General features: G+C 58.1%; 15 protein-coding genes. All 15 read right to left on the bottom strand.

From position 1 onward, the window contains the following. Positions 1-24: 24 nt before the first annotated feature. On the bottom strand, positions 25-2,640 hold the full coding sequence (gene tssH / locus ACOTZF_RS15870; protein WP_058650779.1) for a type VI secretion system ATPase TssH: 2,616 nt from the start codon (positions 2,638-2,640) through the stop codon (positions 25-27). Positions 2,641-2,678: 38 nt separating this feature from the next. Continuing rightward, complete coding sequence (gene tssG / locus ACOTZF_RS15865) at positions 2,679-3,722, bottom strand: type VI secretion system baseplate subunit TssG (RefSeq protein WP_013096190.1); 1,044 nt, start codon at positions 3,720-3,722, stop codon at positions 2,679-2,681. Beyond that, positions 3,719-5,590: a type VI secretion system baseplate subunit TssF gene (gene tssF, locus ACOTZF_RS15860; protein ID WP_038420938.1), complete on the bottom strand. Its 1,872-nt coding sequence runs from the start codon at positions 5,588-5,590 to the stop codon at positions 3,719-3,721. Before tssF ends, tssG begins: the two co-directional genes overlap by 4 nt. Before the next feature lie 2 nt (positions 5,591-5,592). Next, complete coding sequence (tssE, locus tag ACOTZF_RS15855; protein ID WP_421636119.1) at positions 5,593-6,156, bottom strand: type VI secretion system baseplate subunit TssE; 564 nt, start codon at positions 6,154-6,156, stop codon at positions 5,593-5,595. Then, positions 6,149-6,961 carry a type VI secretion system accessory protein TagJ gene (locus tag ACOTZF_RS15850; RefSeq protein ID WP_129252484.1) on the bottom strand — a complete coding sequence of 271 codons (813 nt, stop codon included), beginning with the start codon at positions 6,959-6,961 and terminating at the stop codon, positions 6,149-6,151. Before ACOTZF_RS15850 ends, tssE begins: the two co-directional genes overlap by 8 nt. A gap of 9 nt (positions 6,962-6,970) precedes the next feature. Continuing rightward, entirely contained in the window at positions 6,971-7,957 is a 987-nt protein-coding gene (locus ACOTZF_RS15845) for a hypothetical protein (RefSeq protein ID WP_129318183.1), read from the bottom strand. A 16-nt stretch (positions 7,958-7,973) separates the two neighbouring features. After that, entirely contained in the window at positions 7,974-8,771 is a 798-nt protein-coding gene (locus ACOTZF_RS15840; protein ID WP_013096185.1) for a PP2C family protein-serine/threonine phosphatase, read from the bottom strand. Continuing rightward, on the bottom strand, positions 8,768-10,537 hold the full coding sequence (tagH, locus tag ACOTZF_RS15835) for a type VI secretion system-associated FHA domain protein TagH (RefSeq protein ID WP_129318184.1): 1,770 nt from the start codon (positions 10,535-10,537) through the stop codon (positions 8,768-8,770). The genes ACOTZF_RS15840 and tagH overlap by 4 nt, the downstream gene beginning before the upstream one ends. Positions 10,538-10,624: 87 nt before the next feature. After that, positions 10,625-10,978 carry a T6SS amidase immunity protein Tai4 family protein gene (locus tag ACOTZF_RS15830; protein ID WP_013096183.1) on the bottom strand — a complete coding sequence of 118 codons (354 nt, stop codon included), beginning with the start codon at positions 10,976-10,978 and terminating at the stop codon, positions 10,625-10,627. Beyond that, entirely contained in the window at positions 10,975-11,466 is a 492-nt protein-coding gene (locus ACOTZF_RS15825; protein WP_013096182.1) for a type VI secretion system amidase effector protein Tae4, read from the bottom strand. The genes ACOTZF_RS15830 and ACOTZF_RS15825 overlap by 4 nt, the downstream gene beginning before the upstream one ends. 58 nt (positions 11,467-11,524) lie before the next feature. Next, positions 11,525-12,007 carry an Hcp family type VI secretion system effector gene (locus ACOTZF_RS15820; RefSeq protein ID WP_008502640.1) on the bottom strand — a complete coding sequence of 161 codons (483 nt, stop codon included), beginning with the start codon at positions 12,005-12,007 and terminating at the stop codon, positions 11,525-11,527. 335 nt (positions 12,008-12,342) lie between these two features. Next, positions 12,343-13,842, bottom strand: coding sequence for a type VI secretion system contractile sheath large subunit (tssC, locus tag ACOTZF_RS15815; RefSeq protein ID WP_013096181.1), 1,500 nt, complete (start codon positions 13,840-13,842; stop codon positions 12,343-12,345). A 3-nt stretch (positions 13,843-13,845) separates the two neighbouring features. Beyond that, entirely contained in the window at positions 13,846-14,370 is a 525-nt protein-coding gene (tssB, locus tag ACOTZF_RS15810; protein ID WP_008502644.1) for a type VI secretion system contractile sheath small subunit, read from the bottom strand. Positions 14,371-14,445: 75 nt separating this feature from the next. Then, a complete protein-coding gene (gene tssA, locus ACOTZF_RS15805; protein WP_013096180.1) occupies positions 14,446-15,462 on the bottom strand; it encodes a type VI secretion system protein TssA in 1,017 nt (338 codons plus the stop codon). Positions 15,463-15,473: 11 nt separating this feature from the next. Then, positions 15,474-16,190 (bottom strand): type VI secretion system-associated protein TagF, encoded by a 717-nt coding sequence (tagF, locus tag ACOTZF_RS15800; protein WP_013096179.1) that lies wholly within the window; start codon positions 16,188-16,190, stop codon positions 15,474-15,476. Positions 16,191-16,203 lie beyond the last annotated feature (13 nt).

Here is a 16,203-nt window from a genome sequence, read left to right as displayed (position 1 = left end):
CTTTTACAGTTCTCTTGATGATTATTACGCGGCAAACTGACAGTGAAACTCGCCCTGCTCGCAGGTGACATGCAGACGTCGGTACTGCTCGTCGCTGCGGCTGGCGGTAAGTAATATCTGACTCATCTGAGGCAGCAAGGTGTTGGTCAGGATCGCATCCACCATACGTCCACCTGATTCCACCTCGGTACAGCGCTGAACAATCTGTTCTACAACGCTGTCATCAAACTCGGAAATAATATTGTGATTCTCTTCCAGCCGACGCTGAATGCGTTTGAGCTGCAGGCGAACAATTTGCCCCAGCATCGCGTCGCTCAGCGGATAGTACGGCACCACCAGCAGACGGCCCAGCAGCGCCGGTGGGAACACCTCCAGCAGCGGCTGGCGCAGCGCCCCGCTTAACGCCTCCGGCTCCGGCATCAGTTCCGGATCGGCACACATGGCGCTGATAAGCTCGGTTCCGACGTTAGACGTCAGAATAATAATCGTATTACGGAAATCAATGTGACGACCTTCGCCATCCTCCATCCAGCCTTTGTCGAAGACCTGGAAGAAGATCTCATGTACGTCCGGGTGCGCTTTTTCGATTTCGTCCAGCAGCACCACGCTGTAAGGACGGCGACGGACGGCCTCGGTTAACACCCCGCCTTCACCATACCCGACGTATCCCGGGGGTGCACCTTTTAAGGTGGAAACGGTGTGCGCTTCCTGGAATTCACTCATGTTGATGGTAATGACGTTCTGCTCACCACCGTACAGCGACTCCGCCAGCGCCAGCGCGGTTTCGGTTTTCCCCACGCCGGACGGGCCACAGAGCATAAACACGCCAACCGGCTTGTTCGGATCGTCGAGTTTTGCCCGGGAGGTTTTCACCCGGCGGGCAATCAGATCCAGACCGTGACGCTGGCCAATCACCCGCTGGTTCAGCGTGTCGGCGAGGTTCAGTACCGCATCAATCTCGTTTTTCACCATCCGGCCCAGCGGGATGCCGGTCCAGTCAGAGACTACGGCCGCCACCACGTTTTCATCCACAGCGGCAAACAGCAGCGGTTCATCACCCTGTAAGGCGTTCAGCGCCTGCTGCTGCTCTGCCAGTTGGCTGCGCAGCTCAGCGGTATCCTCATCGCCCGCCGCAAACAGTGCGGCACGCAGGCGAATGATCTCCTGCACCAGGCTACGCTCGTCTTCCCAGCGCCGGGCCAGGGCCTCACGTTTCGCCTCATACGCGTCACGCTCTGCGGTTAATGCCGTGACGCGCTCAGATTCCCCTGCACCGACGCGCGCTTCGCGCTCCGCTATCTCAATTTCCACGTCCAGCGCCGCAAGATGGCGCAGGCAATCTTCCAGCTGCGCCGGAGGTGCACTCTGGCTCACCGCCACGCGGGCGCAGGCCGTATCCAGCAGCGCAACGGCTTTATCCGGCAGCTGACGGGCTGGAATGTAGCGATGCGAAAGCTTCACGGCTGCGCTAACCGCTTCGTCGAGCAGTAAGACCTGGTGGTGGGTCTCCAGCGGCGACACGGTGCTGCGCAGCATCAGAACCGCTTTGGCCTCATCGGGTTCATGTACCTGCACCGTCTGGAAGCGACGGGTCAGCGCCGGATCTTTCTCGATGTATTTTTTGTATTCCGCCCAGGTAGTGGCGCCAATGGTACGCAGTTGTCCACGCGCCAGCGCTGGCTTCAGCAGGTTGGCGGCGTCACCGGTGCCCTGCTGACCGCCCGCACCGATCAGGGTGTGGATCTCATCGATAAACAGAATGACTGGCGTGGCGCTGGACTGCACTTCATTGATTAATGCCTGCAGACGGGCTTCGAACTCGCCTTTCATCCCGGCACCGGCCTGCAGCATACCGATATCCAGCAGCCACAGCTGAATGTTTTGCAGCGGCTCCGGCACATCGCCGTCGGCGATGCGCAGCGCCAGCCCTTCCACCACCGCCGTTTTTCCGACGCCGGCTTCCCCGGTCAGCAGCGGGTTGTTCTGGCGACGACGCATCAGGATATCGATCATCTGGCGGATCTCTTCATCGCGCCCAACTACCGGGTCAATTTTGCCTTCACGGGCACGGGCGGTCAGGTCCTGACCATACTGGGCCAGCGTTCCCTGGGCAGCAGGCACCGAACCGGCTGGCGCATCCACTGCGGCAGCGGCCTGCTGCGTCTCTTTGCTGTTGGCACAGATAGTATCGAACTGCTCAATCAGCACCTCGACGTTAAGACGGGTAAACTGCGCCGAGATGCTCTTCAGCACGTTCGCCAGATTCCAGGTTTTCAGAATGCCGATCAGCAGATGGCCACCGCGGATACGGCTGACGCCAAACTTCAGCGATCCATAGACCCAGGCGCGCTCGACGGCGCTGTCGATATGTTCGGAGAGATCGGAAACGGAACTGGCTCCGCGCGGCAGGGCATCGAGCGCCGCCACGATATCGTGCGTCAGCTGCTGTTCGTCGAGGGCAAAATGACGGATCACCTGTTGCAGATCGCCATCCTGCTGCTGCATCAACTGATGCAGCCAGTGCACCAGCTCGACGTAGGGGTTGCCGCGCAGCTTGCAGAACGCGGTGGCGCTTTCCAGAGAGGTAAATAACAGCGTATCCAGTTTGCCGAAAAGCACGGCACGGCTAATTTCTGACATGTTAGTTTCCATTAACAATGATTCGGTATACGGAAGGATTACCGCTCTGCGCGATACACCAGATCGCCACGCGGGACAGGCTGCGGCTGAAGGCCCAGCCAGGTGTTGTACCCCAATCGCCCGGTGCTGCCGAGCGTGGCGCCCTGCACGGCGTCAGCGCGCAGGATCACCCGTGTTTCCCATTCAAATTCCACCCCTGCGTACTGGCGTACCCAGTCCCGCAGTTCGGTTACCCATGCTTCACCGGGCAAAAACCGGTTGTACTCTTCCGCGCTGAGTGGGCCAATCTCGATGCGAAATTTATGCTGCACGTCGCGGACCGCCACGCCCAGAAACGCAGATTCGCCCATCCGCGGCACGCGGCGTCCTGCTCCCAGCTGCGCCTGCTCGCGCGGTGAAAGCGGCATCCACTGCGGTACGTTGGCGATCAGTTTGACCGGGGCTTTAAAATAGTTACGCAGGATTTTTTCCAGACCTTCAGGATCCCGTCCGTGGCGGGTCAGGTGTCCGGCGTGGGTAAAGCGGGCATGGGCGCTCAGGCTGCCTTTGTCCATCTGGCCGGGCTGCCCCATACCAATCAACGACGCCAGATATCCCTCAAATCGTTTATTGTCGGCGCGATCGAGGGAGACGGCAGGCTGCGCATCGGCCCAGGCGCGATAAAACAGCAGCGTCAGACGATGATGGAACAGATCGGCAAACGCGCTCAGGCTCGTGTCCTGATGATGATGGATCCGCTCGCGGGCGTACTCGGTCATGTGAACCGGCAGCGGCCCATTAGGACCAAACAGGCCGAAGCTCAGAATGGAGACCTCGTGCAGCCCGTTGCCTTCGCGCTGGCGTACCTGCGCCACCGTCGAAGGCGCAAAACTCATCGACGGCTGCTGGCCCAGGCGTAGCGGCTCGAATTTTGGTAGCGGCGCACGCCCCAGCGGGTAGCGCTCCCCGCCCTGAGCATCAATGCGCCTTAACAGCTGGAACAGATCGTAGCGCCATGGCGTCTCGCGAACCCCGCGCCAGAAACTGTCCGGCAGCGGCGTCAGACGATGGACCTTCAGTGGCGCAGTGACAACGTCGCTCATACCAGTGCCCTTTTGCCCATACGCGGCGCCCAGTAGCCGATCTCGCCGCGCTGCTGACTTTTCAGGGTGAATTCCGTGAAGCTGTTGATCGATACCAGACGGGCAAACAGCCGCTCCAGCACGCTACCGAAAAGCCAGGGACTGGCACCGGAAAACGCACGTTCATCCACCGTCAGGGTAATGCCGATGCCACGGGCGAAGACGACCGGTCCCGGCTCGGGCACGCGGCGGTGAACCGGCTCCAGCACGCAGTGACGAACCCCTTCTACCTGACGCGCAACCGGCGTCTCCGCAAGATTGGCGTACAGCCCTAACAGCTGACGCAGCGCGGCGGCGCCCTCTTCGTTTTCACTGTCCATCAGGCTGAGGTAGTTCATCTGTAGCTGGCTGATCAACCGCCAGGTGCTGAACCCTTCTGCCAGCGCCGGACGCGGCGGCGTCGGCCCCTTACGCAAGGTCAGCGACTTCACCGGCATGGAGTCAGCCATAATGAACTGTCCCAGCTCCTGCTGCAGCATCAGCGGCAGATCCCGGCTGGTGCACAGCACCTCGGCGGAGATATAGCGCAGGTTCTCCTGCCAGGGTGCATGCTGCTCATCCACCAGCGAGACAAAGACCTCCGAGCCAATGTAGCCGGTGCGGGTGCCGTAACGCAGGGCGTGCTCAGAGAGCACGCGTTGTTCCCGGCGCAGGGAAAAGTAGGCCCCGTAGTTGCCTGCATCGCCGCTCCAGGTGCTCCAGAACGGACGAAACGTCTGGTCGTCGCGCTGACCATCCGCACTGCCGTATATCTTGTTTACCGCGTAAATTTCATAATCCAGCGGGCGGATGTTATCCACCACCAGATGGTATTCATGCTGGCCTTCGCTCAGCTTCTGACGCGCCGCTACCTTCGGGAACAGGTTGATCACTGGCGTGCAGTGCAGGGCCAGATGGCTGGCATCGACAACGCGCTCCAGCTGTTCATCGGTTTTATCCAGCAGAATGAAGATATCGAAGGCTTTTTCGTTTTCGCAGCGCTGGATCAGTTTGCTCAGCCCGCTCAGGCTGATGAAGCGGAAACGGGCCGGAAAAGCAAAGTACTCCTGCAGCAGACGGTAGCCGTCAAAGTTGCGCAGATCGTCCGGGAGTAGCGACTGATCCGCGTCAAACCCTTCCTGACGCAGGGCATCAGACGCCAGCACATCACGCTGCGGATGTTTGCTGACGGTCTGGCAGACCACCCCGACATGGTGCTCCATCACCAGCTCCAGCAGCTTTAACGCCTCGATATCCGGGCCGCTAAGGAAAAACTCCAGCCGGTCAAAATCAAGGTGGCCGAGGTTTTGCGGACCGTCGCAGGCAATGCGGATCCGTAAGGCGCTGCTGATCCCCTGCTGGCCCAGACCAAGCTGTGTCAGGGGCAGGTCGGCAGGCACACCGCCCAGCTCAACCTTGTCGATTTTCAGCGGCAGCAGGTTCACCTCATGCGCCGTGGTGTAGCTGCAGGTCACGCCGGTTTTCTTCAGCGCCAGGCTGTCCATCATTGTGCCGCGCGGCACGATAAAACCGTTGCTCAAATCGCCACGGCTGCTGTCAGGCTGAATTTCAGCAATCGCCATGGATGGAGTGGGCGCGAGATAGTTTGGCGCAATCATCTCCAGCAAGCGCTGGGAGAAGCGCGGAAACTCCGCGTCCATTTTCATCTGCACGCGCGAGGTCAGAAAGGCAAAGCCCTCCATCAGTCGTTCGGTGTACGGATCCGCCACTTCGATGCCGCGCATGCCCAGCCGTCCGGCCACTTTGGGATAGCGCTCGGCAAATTCGGCGCCCATCTCACGCAGATAGGCCAGCTCACGGTTGTAATATTCGAGCAGTTTACTTTCCACGATCACCCCGCATCTTTCAGTTCAAAGTGGCCGTTTTCCAGATCGACATCGGTACGAAACAGAAACTCCAGCGGGTACGGCACACACCACAAACGCCCTTTTATCTCGATGGAGAGCACGTTGTGCAGATCCAGCGAGGAGGTGTCCGACACACAGCCGACCTGCAGCCCCTGGGGCAAAATGCGGGGTTCAAAGTTGACAATGGCCTCGGTGAGTTTGCGCTGAATGTCGTGCCATTCGATATCCGACATGCGCTTTCCGGCCAGCGGCGCAACGCCAAAATTCACCACTGAACGGCTTACGTGTGGCAGCATGCTCAAATCGCCGGAGGCGTCGTGGTTGATGGTATTAAACAGCCACTGCAGATCCCGTAGCACGTTGCGACGCAGCGCGGCATGGGTGATCAGGTTGCTGTTGGCCGACTCGCGCTTTTTCTCCGGGTCGTTATCGGTGAGGCGATCGAGCAGCGACGGCTGCATTTTATCGCGCGCCCCCACCTTCTCCTGCTTACTGCGGGCTTGCCAGCCGCTGCGCAGCAGATCGCCTTCGCCAGCAGGATTACTCATGGGCTCCATCCGTTGCAAAAGTAACGAGACTCAGCGACAGCAGCGGGCTTTCGCTTTGCTCGCTGAGCCAGGCTTTCTGCCCCACCCCTTCATACAGAGTGCCGTCATCATCAAGCGGCAGCCACTCGGTGGTGCGTGCGAGTTTAACGGCGTCAGAGGCATCGGTGGCAAAAGGATAACGCGCCGGGATCTGACACACCTGCTCCGTCCCATCGGTCAAACGCACCAGCGCATGACGCCAGACCAGATCGGTGACGCTGGCCGGCGCCTGGAAACGGATCTCCGCGATAGCGCTAAACGGCAGCCAGAAGTAACGGCCATTAACAAGGGTTTCGCACACCGGCCCCAGACGGGCATCGCCGTCCATCAGCCATTCAAAGATCTGCGTCTCATCATTCTCTAGCGTCCATTGCCCCGCGCTCGCCTGCGCCTGTTCAAGGGCTTCCAGACGCAGCGCGTGAGCGCGTTCATCGCTCTCGCTCAGCGCGGCGGCAAGGGTGGTCAGCCATGGCCACTGGGCTTCCGGCATGGCCGGACGACGTTCTCCCGCCATCACCTGCGCGCGCTGCAGTTCTCCCTGAATGCACTGCTCCAGCAGGGTGACGGTGGGTTTCGCCTGCGGCTTAAGCGCCAGCCAGCTTTTCAGCTGGGTCAGCGCGCGCGTCCAGTTACCGCTGAGGGTGAGAAACTGCACGAACGCGGCACGGAGATCGGCATCCGCCGGACGGGCTTTAATCTCGTTTTCAAGACGCACCAGCGCGTCGCTGAGCGACTCACCCGCCAGATGTTGATAGAGCGTATTCATAGCCATTCCTTAGTTTGCCGAGCGCCAGGCGCCCACTGCCGGGTCACGCAGTTGAGGACGCAGGGTATCAATCAGGACAATATTCATCGTGGTGCCAGGGGTAACCCAGGCGCTCCAGACCTTCTTCACTGCAGCAATACGCGCCTGCAGTTTTGCATCGTCGCTGGCGGTTTCACGGGAGATCTCCACGGCCACCGTGCCGTTGCTTTTCCAGCCGTTCAGGGCGCTGTCGTAAGGCAGGATCATCCAGCTCTGGTCGCTGTTCGGGGTGCTGAAGACCATACGCTCTTTGTTGACGGAGGTGATCAGGGCATGTTCCGGGTCGACGCTTTGATTCAGCCCCATCACCGGGAAGCCGTGAATGTAGGTCACCGCTATCTCTTTTTGACCGCCGCTGCGGGTCTGCGAGATAACCGTGTGGCCGCTCAGCCAGCTGCCGTTGCCGCAGCGGGTCGTGTCGGAATCCGGAATAAACAGCGCCGGCGCGGAAGATCCCCCTTCCCAGAAGGTGCGCAGATGGCAGCCGTCCTGGAGGGTAAACTCCTGCCACGGTGTGCGGTCAGCGGCCACCGTGTTGGTTTCAGCGTTCTGGTCAGGTGGCAGTAACGCGCCGCTGGTCTGGGTCGCAGTGGGTGCCGTCTGCTGCTGTTTCACCACCAGCTTCCACTCCTGAGCTTTGTCTGCCGTTCCCTGCGCAAGCGTAGTCCCTGCCGGATCGTTGAGAGCCCAGCTCAGCTTATTCACTTTGCTGCACTGGTGTTCCAGCAGCGAGCCGAGACGTGGAACAAAGTTTTCCAGCACTGAAACGTCTTTATTGCCGTTCGCCACAATGCGCAGCGCAATCTCTGATTTACACCAGCTCTGCGGGGTGTTGTCTTTGATGTTGTCGATCCAGATATCCAGCTTCTGCGCAGGAGACTGCACGATGCGGAAATTTTCAGCCTGGGCGGTGGAGGCCACCGCCAGAAGTGCCAAACCCGATAGCCAAAGTTTCATATCGTTCCTTGTGTGTCTAGTCAGTTCCGCAGGGAAGAAATTGTGCTGCGTCAGAGAGCGTATGCAGCAAAGTGGTGTCCTGAGGGTTGCCCATCCATACCGCCAGCGCCGTATAGTTATCCTGAGCATTCCCCTCCTGTTCAGCATTCTTTTGAATGATTTGGTTCATTAAGGTCAGCCACTCCTGTGGGGTGTTGACCATATGCAGCGACTGTTTCATCTGCTCTTCGCTGACGCCGTGCCAGAAACCGTCGGTGCAGAGTAAAAAGGCATCGCCGTCTTCAACCTGCACCACGTCGCTGTAACTCGCTTCCGGGCCACCGTTTTCAATACCCAGCGCCAGATACAGCAGGTTGCTGTTGAGGTTATCGGTCTGGTGGCCAGCATCTTTCATCTGCTGAACCAGGCTGTGGTCGGTGGTGACATGCCACAGCCAGCCGCGACGAAACAGGTACAGACGGCTGTCCCCGGCGTGTGCCCAGTAGGCCAGACGGTAATCCCGGTCGATAAACAGGCTGACCAGGGTGGTACCCATCCGGCGATAGTCCTGCACCGCCTGCTGTTCGCTGAGAATGGTGCGATTCGCGGTTTGCACATAGTCACGAATATGCTGCGCGTTAAGGTGTTTGTCGCCATCAAAACGGGAGATGATGCTGTTGCGGGCCAGTTCAGCGGCCACCTCACCGCCCGGCAGACCAGCGATGCCGTCACAGACGACAAAGCAGGCTGAACGTTCCCCTATGGTTTCTCCCGTCTGGTCCTGATTGCTGGCGCGCGTTCCCTGGCGGGAGAGAGAAGCCGTTGCGATATTCATTTTTCTTCCGATCCGCTCTGTGAGTCTTTGTACTGATTGACCTCCATGTCATAGGCATGAAGGAACGCTTCGCCAAACAGGGTGTGGAAGTCATCCTCAATCTCACCGGCCGTCTCGCCATAGCTGCGAACAAAGTAGTCCCACAGCGCGGCTTTGCGGCTGCCCGGCAGCGCCAGACGAGAGGTCATGCCGTTCTGCTTCGCCTGCTCTTCCAGTTGCTCCGGGTTAAAGGACTGCAGCATCGCGGCGATGATGGCGCGGATACCGGAGATCATCCCCAGCTGATGCGCCTGCAGATCGATCAGCGCGTCACGCACTGATTTGGTGGGTGGCATAAAGCCCGGCATCGGCGTACCGAACATCTGAATCAGGACCGTTTTCCCGGTCGGCAGCAGCTTGAACGGGTTGTTGGCATCGTCCAGCACCATGGTCATATCGGCTTTTACGCCGCGCTTGAGGATAGAGCGCGAAGAGAGCAACGCCACGGTGCCCTGCGAGAACATGCCGAGGATCTGGCCCAGTTGACGCATATTTTCACGGTCAAACTGCGGCACCGGCTGCATTTCGCTCAGGCCCATCCCCTCCAGCAGCGCCTCCAGCAGCTCGCCCTGCAGCACCTCGCCTTTCTCACCGTTTTGCGCCGTAGCGCTTGGCACAGCCGCGTTTTTGACCGGGTCGATACGCAGACGTCCCTTCGGCGTCTGTGCGCTGCTGCGTGCGACGGCCTGCGGCGTAGGCATGGTAAAGCCTGCGTAATCGGTACGTACCGGCTCTTCCTCTTCCGCACGCGGTGGATCCTGTGGCTCAGGAGCAAACAGCGGAGAATCCGCCAGCGGATCGTCCTGCGGCACGGCCTCTGGCTCTGGCGCGGGTGCAGATGTCTCAGGCACGATCTCATCCGGATGGGTTAACGGCGCCCCGCCCATCAGCCCAAGCGGATCATCGTTACGCGCGGCTGGCGCGCTGGCCGAACCACCAAACAGGGCCAGCGGGTCGAGTTCATCCGTCGCCTCTTCTGCTGGCGCAGGTTTGCTCTCTACCGGCGGCACCAGCGTTGAAGGGGTGACATCGTCAAAAATGCTCTCTTTTTTGAACAACGCTTCATCGCTGAACAGCGTGTCGGGATCGACATTCTTACGCTTAAGCTTCGGCTCGCTGTCGTTGAACATTGCCAGCGGATCTTCAGCGTTACGCTCGGGTGCCGCGGGTTGCGAGAAAGGATCGTGAGACGCCGCAGGCTGCGGTTTCGCGCGGTTGCTGGAGATGCTGTCAGAGATAGAGAACTCCTGCATCAGGCTATCCCAGATTTCCGACGGCACGGCCGTTGGCTCCGCCTTTCCGCGCGGTGCGGCACTGGCTGGCTTCGGCTGCGGAGCAGGTGTCGGCGCCACTGTCGGGCGAGCCTGCTGCTGCATACTGGCGGCCATGCGGCTCACCGGCTGCGTGTCGTGGATAAGTTCCGTCACTTCGATGCGGTAGTCATCAATACCGAGAATATCCCCGTCCTGCAGCTCTACCTGACGCCCCCGCTCCAGCGGGATGTCGTTCAAAACCACGCGGGTGACGCTGCCACGGTTGGTCACGCGGCATTCGCCCTGGGCGTCAACGTGAACAATAGCCTGCAGGCGCGAGATGGTACGGTCATTGTCCGGCAGTACCAGATTGTTATCCGTACCGCGCCCAATAGTGCCCCCGGGGGCATAAAAATCACAACTGCTCTGCGGCGGCTGATGACCGGGTTTCGTAGAAATAATCGTGAATCGCATGGCGTATTCCTGCTGGTATGATTAGCGCTCAAACGCTGCCGCTCTCAGGGATGAGAACGGCGGCGTTTGGGGCCGATTTCATCTTTACTACTTTGAGGATTTGAGTGGTCGAATAGCGTCACTATTAGCGATCAAGGTGCACTTCAATATCTGATAATGACCTGGCTCGGTACCACCTACCTTCTGTTTCAGTAAAGAAACAATCACCTCATCAGCTTTTTCAAAATTCTCAGCAGGCAGATTGCTTGCTTCCAGCCATGCCGCGGCGCTGGCATCAGCATCTTCTTTCAGGCTTTTACTGTCCGCAATCTTACCGATGCATCGATTCTGCACCCAGTTTTCGAAGATTTGTTGTTGAGAAAAAGTACTGATATCAGGCAACGTCTGGGCATTTGCGGCGGAGGCAACGAAGGCTAAGACAAAGAGCAATGGCTTTTTCATTTCAGGCTCCAGAAGGTTGCGTTAGTAGGGATAAATGAACCATTACCCGGTGAGCCAAGGAAATGACAATCATCCGAACAAATATTTCCGTTCCAGAGTGTTACATGCCCGGTTGCATCAAGCCAGCCATGCCCGGTAAAAATAATAATACCTTGCTTGCCCGCAAATTGTGCTGGGGTTGGAGAAGAAACAGATATGTCAGCTTTTCCCAATACCGTGGGTAAAAAAGCAATCATATCTTTAACACGGAACATATATCGCTTCTTGTCGCTCCCGGTCACAGTTGCATATTTACTATTAGAAGGAACTGGAATGCCACAATAATTTAAAACATAGCTCATACGAATGGGGCAGGCATTTTTAAAAATACCAGCATCTATATTATGCTGAACTTTCCCCCCCAATAACTTGCCAACCTGTTCTACGTTGACGTTCACTTCTTTAAATCGGTTCCAGGCGGCACCAAAAGCAGGACGCATATGAGACATCTTGTTTCTCCTTGAAAAGAAGCTCAGGAAAAAGTGGGCCCTTTCGGACCCACTACTATTATGCTTCTTTGTTTTCTTTGATGTTCCAGCCAGCGCTGCTTTCAGCACCTTTACCACCAGAGGTGGTCTGCTCCCAGTACTGCTGTTTCACTTTCGCAGCCTGGAATGCATAGGTCACACCAACGGTATCGCCGTTGTCTGCACCGGTGTACTGAACAGACGTTACCAGAACGTCTTCCAGGGTAATGCGAGAGTATTCCACCTGCTGGCCACCGGCTTTACAGACGGACAGCTCAACTTTGGTCAGGTGTTTACCGCTGGCGCAGTGTTTCAGGATTGCTGTGGTGGATTTGTCGATCAGAGCGTTAACGTGCAGATCGTTAAAGTTAACTTTACCGGCACCGCCGCCACCGCCAACGCTCATATTACCTGGCTGGGAAGCGCCCCAGGAGAAGGAGGTAATATCAGTCCAGCCGGTGTGGTTAGAATCTTTAGATTCGCCCGTAACACCCTCGACCTTCAGAAACATATCAATAGCCATAATATCTACTCTTCGTGGATGAACAATATTGCTTTCGAAAAAGCACTTATATGGCAAACAGGAAAGCATGGGGCTGAATAAAACCGTCCATATTTTACCTCTGCCTCACATCAAATGACCCGTGTCATTTGACAGTCTTACATTCCCTCCCGAATAAAAGGAAAGAATGAGAAGTCTTTTACTACCGAGCGTTATTCCGGAACCTCTCAGGACCAGACTTTCTTGCCGGGTGGCGCTTTGCTTACCCGGCCTACGCTGTGCAGCGATATCAATATATTTCACGTTGCATTGTAGGCCCGTGCAAGCGTAGCGCCGCCGGGCGAAACTCACAAAAATTACGCGTCTTTCGTTTTCAGCGACGGCAGTTTAGATACCAGACGCAGAGAAACGGTCAGACCTTCCAGCTGGTAGTGCGGACGCAGGAAGAACTTCGCGGCGTAGTAGCCCGGGTTGTCTTCAATCTCCTGCACCTGGACTTCTGCAGCGGCCAGTGGCTTGCGGGACTTGGTCTCCTGAGAGGAGTTGGCCGGGTCACCGTCCACGTAGTTCATGACCCAGTCGTTCAGCCAGCGTTCCATCTCTTCGCGCTCGCGGAAGGAGCCGATTTTGTCACGCACGATGCACTTCAGGTAATGCGCAAAGCGGCAGCAGGCGAACAGGTACGGCAGACGGGAGGCCAGACGCGCGTTGGCGGTGGCATCCGGGTCGTGGTACTCGGCCGGTTTTTGCAGCGACTGCGCGCCAATGAAGGCAGCAAAGTCGGAGTTTTTGCGGTGAACCAGCGGCATAAAGCCGTTTTTCGCCAGCTCGGCTTCGCGACGGTCGCTGATGGCGATCTCGGTCGGACATTTCATGTCCACGCCGCCGTCGTCGCTCGGGAAGGTATGGCACGGCAGGTTTTCAACCGCCCCGCCGGACTCCACGCCGCGAATTGAGGTGCACCAGCCGTACTCTTTGAAGGAGCGGTTGATGTTGGCCGCCATCGCGTAAGCGGCATTCGCCCAGGCGTAGCTGTTGTGGTTCGCGCCGTCGGTCTGCTCTTCAAAGTCAAAGCTGTCGACCGGGTTAGTACGAATGCCGTAAGGCAGGCGCGACAGGAAGCGCGGCATCACCAGGCCCAGATAGCGGGCATCTTCCGATTCACGCAGTGAACGCCAGGCGGCATATTCGGTGTTCTGGAAGATTTTGGTCAGATCGCGTGGGTTAGCCAGCTCCTGCCAGGACTCCATCTGCATCACGCCCGGTGCGGTACCGGTGATGAACGGACAGTGAGCCGCAGAGCCGATACGCGCCATTTCACCCAGCAGTTCAACGTCCTGCGGGCTGTGGTCAAAGTAGTAGTCGCCGACGATGCAGCCAAACGGCTCACCACCAAACTGACCGTACTCCTGCTCATAGATTTTCTTGAAGATCGGGCTCTGATCCCAGCCCACACCCTTATAGCGTTTCAGGGTACGGCCCAGCTCCTGCTTGGAGATGCTCATAAAGCGGATCTTCAGCATCTCGTCGGTTTCAGTGTTGTTCACAAGATAGCTCAGACCGCGCCAGGCGCTCTCCAGCTTCTGAAACTCTTCGTGGTGAATGATCTGATTCACCTGCTGAGAGAGCTGTTCGTCGATACCCGCAATCAGGTTCTGGATGGTGCGATAGGTGTCGTTGGAGAAGGTAACGGTGTTTTCCAGCGCCTGCTGCGCCAGAGTTTTTACCGCGCTCTCGACGGCGGAACGCGCCTGGTCAGTTTTAGGACGGAACTCTTTGTTCAGCAGTGCGCTGAACTCGTCCTGACTGAACGCCTGACCTGCCTGCTGCTCGTGTTGTTGAGTCTGGTTGCTCATCGATTACTCCTCGCTACCTTTCGCACTTTCGTCATTTTTCGGCAACTGGCTCAGGGATTTGAGCAGCGTCGGATCCTGCAGAATTTTAGCGATCAGCTCTTCCGCGCCGTTTTTACCGTCCATGTAGGTCAGCAGATTGGAAAGCTGAGTACGCGCTTCCAGCAGCTTGTTCAGCGGCTCAACCTTGCGTGCCACCGCATCCGGCAGGAAGTCGTCCATGCTGTCGAAGGTCAGGTCGACGTTGAGCTTGCCTTCGCCGGTGAGGGTGTTATCCACCTGGAACGCTACGCGTGGCTTAAGCGCCTTCATGCGTTCGTCAAAGTTATCAATGTCGATTTCGAGGAATTTACGCTCATCGACGGCCGGCAGATTTTCCACCGGTTTGCCGACCAGATCGGCCATAACGCCCATCACGAACGGCAGCTGAATTTTACGTTCTGCACCGTAGATCTCTACGTCGTACTCGATCTGCACGCGGGGGGCACGGTTACGTGCGATAAATTTCTGCCCACTGTTACTCATTGCCATGATGTTCTCCATCAAAGATGCGCGGTGAAGGTGAAACGACAAGCTCCGTGCCCGTCGTCATAATGCCTGGACGCGTCATTCGCGGCGTCCAAAAATATTTTCCAGTTGGTTAACGCCGTCTGGCGCCAGGTCGCGAATAATGTCCATAAAGTTAAGTTCTGACAGCCGCTGCACCCGTTCAATCATCAGCGGTGCGGGGTGGCTCGGTTCGTACTGCGCAAAATACTGTTTCGCTTTCTCCAGCATCAGCTGGGCGTCGGCGCGACTGGTAACCTGCACACTGCGCCAGTCGGTGACCTGCTGCACGGGTTGGGTGGCCACCGTCTGCGGTTCAGCGTGGTGTTCCGCCTGCGCATCCCGATTGGGCAGCAGCTTGCTGATGTCGGTCACCTGACAGGCGCTGGCGACCAGGCCCACGGTTTTCAACAACTGCTCCATTTCCGGTACGCCGCTTTCACCAAGGTAACCGCTGAGCAGATCGCGAATGGCCAGCAGCCTTTCATTAATCAGGATGACGGCCTCTGTACCTGGCTGGTCGCCGCGCGCCAGTTCGTCAATCAGTCTTGGGCGGCCGCCGGGATAATCCGGGCATTCGGTTTTGCTGCCATCCAGCAATGCCTGCGCGTCACGCAGCGAAATTTCATCGCCGTTTGAGCGCAGCAGCGAGGCGTTTCGCAGCGCGACGGTCAGGTCAGATTTATCGCTCAGCGCGGCAAGGGCGTTAATGCGATAGAACGGGTCCGTTTCGCCATACTCCTCCAGCAGTGGATAGAGCGGCTCCCAGTAGCGGGTGATCGCCTCCTGCACCAGCAGCAGGCCGTCCGCGTAGCCCGGCAGCCCACGACGTCGGGTCCAGGCATGGGTTAACGCCAGCATGACGCGAAGATCTTTGGTGCGCCCCAGCAGGCTGGTGGCGAGCTTTTCTACCGTATTCCAGTCAGCGGGCTCGGCGGGAATGATCGTGTCGCCGAACTGCTGTTCCGCTTTACCCTGGCTTGCCTGTCCCATAGCCTGAAAATCGGCGTCGTACTCAAGGTTGTCGCCGCAGGGTTTTTCGGGGCTTATCGGCGCGAGAAATTCTTCGATATTCATGTGATCCCTGCTTATTCAAACATAGGCGGATAAAGACCGTGACGGCCTGGTCGGGCGCCGCCAGCCGGATCGAACAGCAGCGTAAAGAGCTGCCCGGTGAAGTTTCCGCTGTGGACGTGGGTGTAGAGCGGGTAGCCGTCGCAGCGGTTGGTCCACCAGTAGCTGGTCTGACGAAGCGGGTCAAAACACTCCGCCGCCTGAGGCCAGCCCAGCGTGCTCTGGCCGTCTTCGTCATAACCAATCACATCAAGGATGTCGGAACGCTTTTGCGGCTCGACGGGCTGCGGCGCCGGAATCGACATCAGCATCTCATCCAGCTGCGAGGCGGAAAAACTGTTGCGCACCGCATGCAGCCCGAGACGGCCAATCTGCTGATACCAGCTTTCAGCCTGGCTGAGCAGGTTGGTCGACCACTCTGACGGGGCGAAGCTGAGCTGAATGCAGATCGGGTACTGTCGGCCCACACTGTCGCGGCCCGGCAGCAGGCAGCCCATCTGGATCATCTGGCTGCCCAGCATCGGCGGGACAACAAAGTTCCACACCGGCGCCTTGTTAAACTGGCGTTCGCCGCTGCGCTGCTCTTCCTGTTGCCAGGCCAGCAGGCCGACCTGAAACCAGTGTGACCACTGACGCTGTAGGGTGTCAGGAAAGCGACGCTGCAAAAAATCTCCGGCGCTGGGTAATTTGCCATACCAGCTGTAGCGGTTCATCGCAGGGGTATTCGTCATACGGCTGTCCTTG

The sequence above is a fragment of the Enterobacter cloacae complex sp. SHL021 genome (assembly GCF_049237765.1).
Classification (GTDB): Bacteria; Pseudomonadota; Gammaproteobacteria; order Enterobacterales; family Enterobacteriaceae; genus Enterobacter; species Enterobacter cloacae.
Note: the sequence above shows the minus strand (reverse complement) of the source record. Positions and strands in the feature narration are given on the sequence as shown.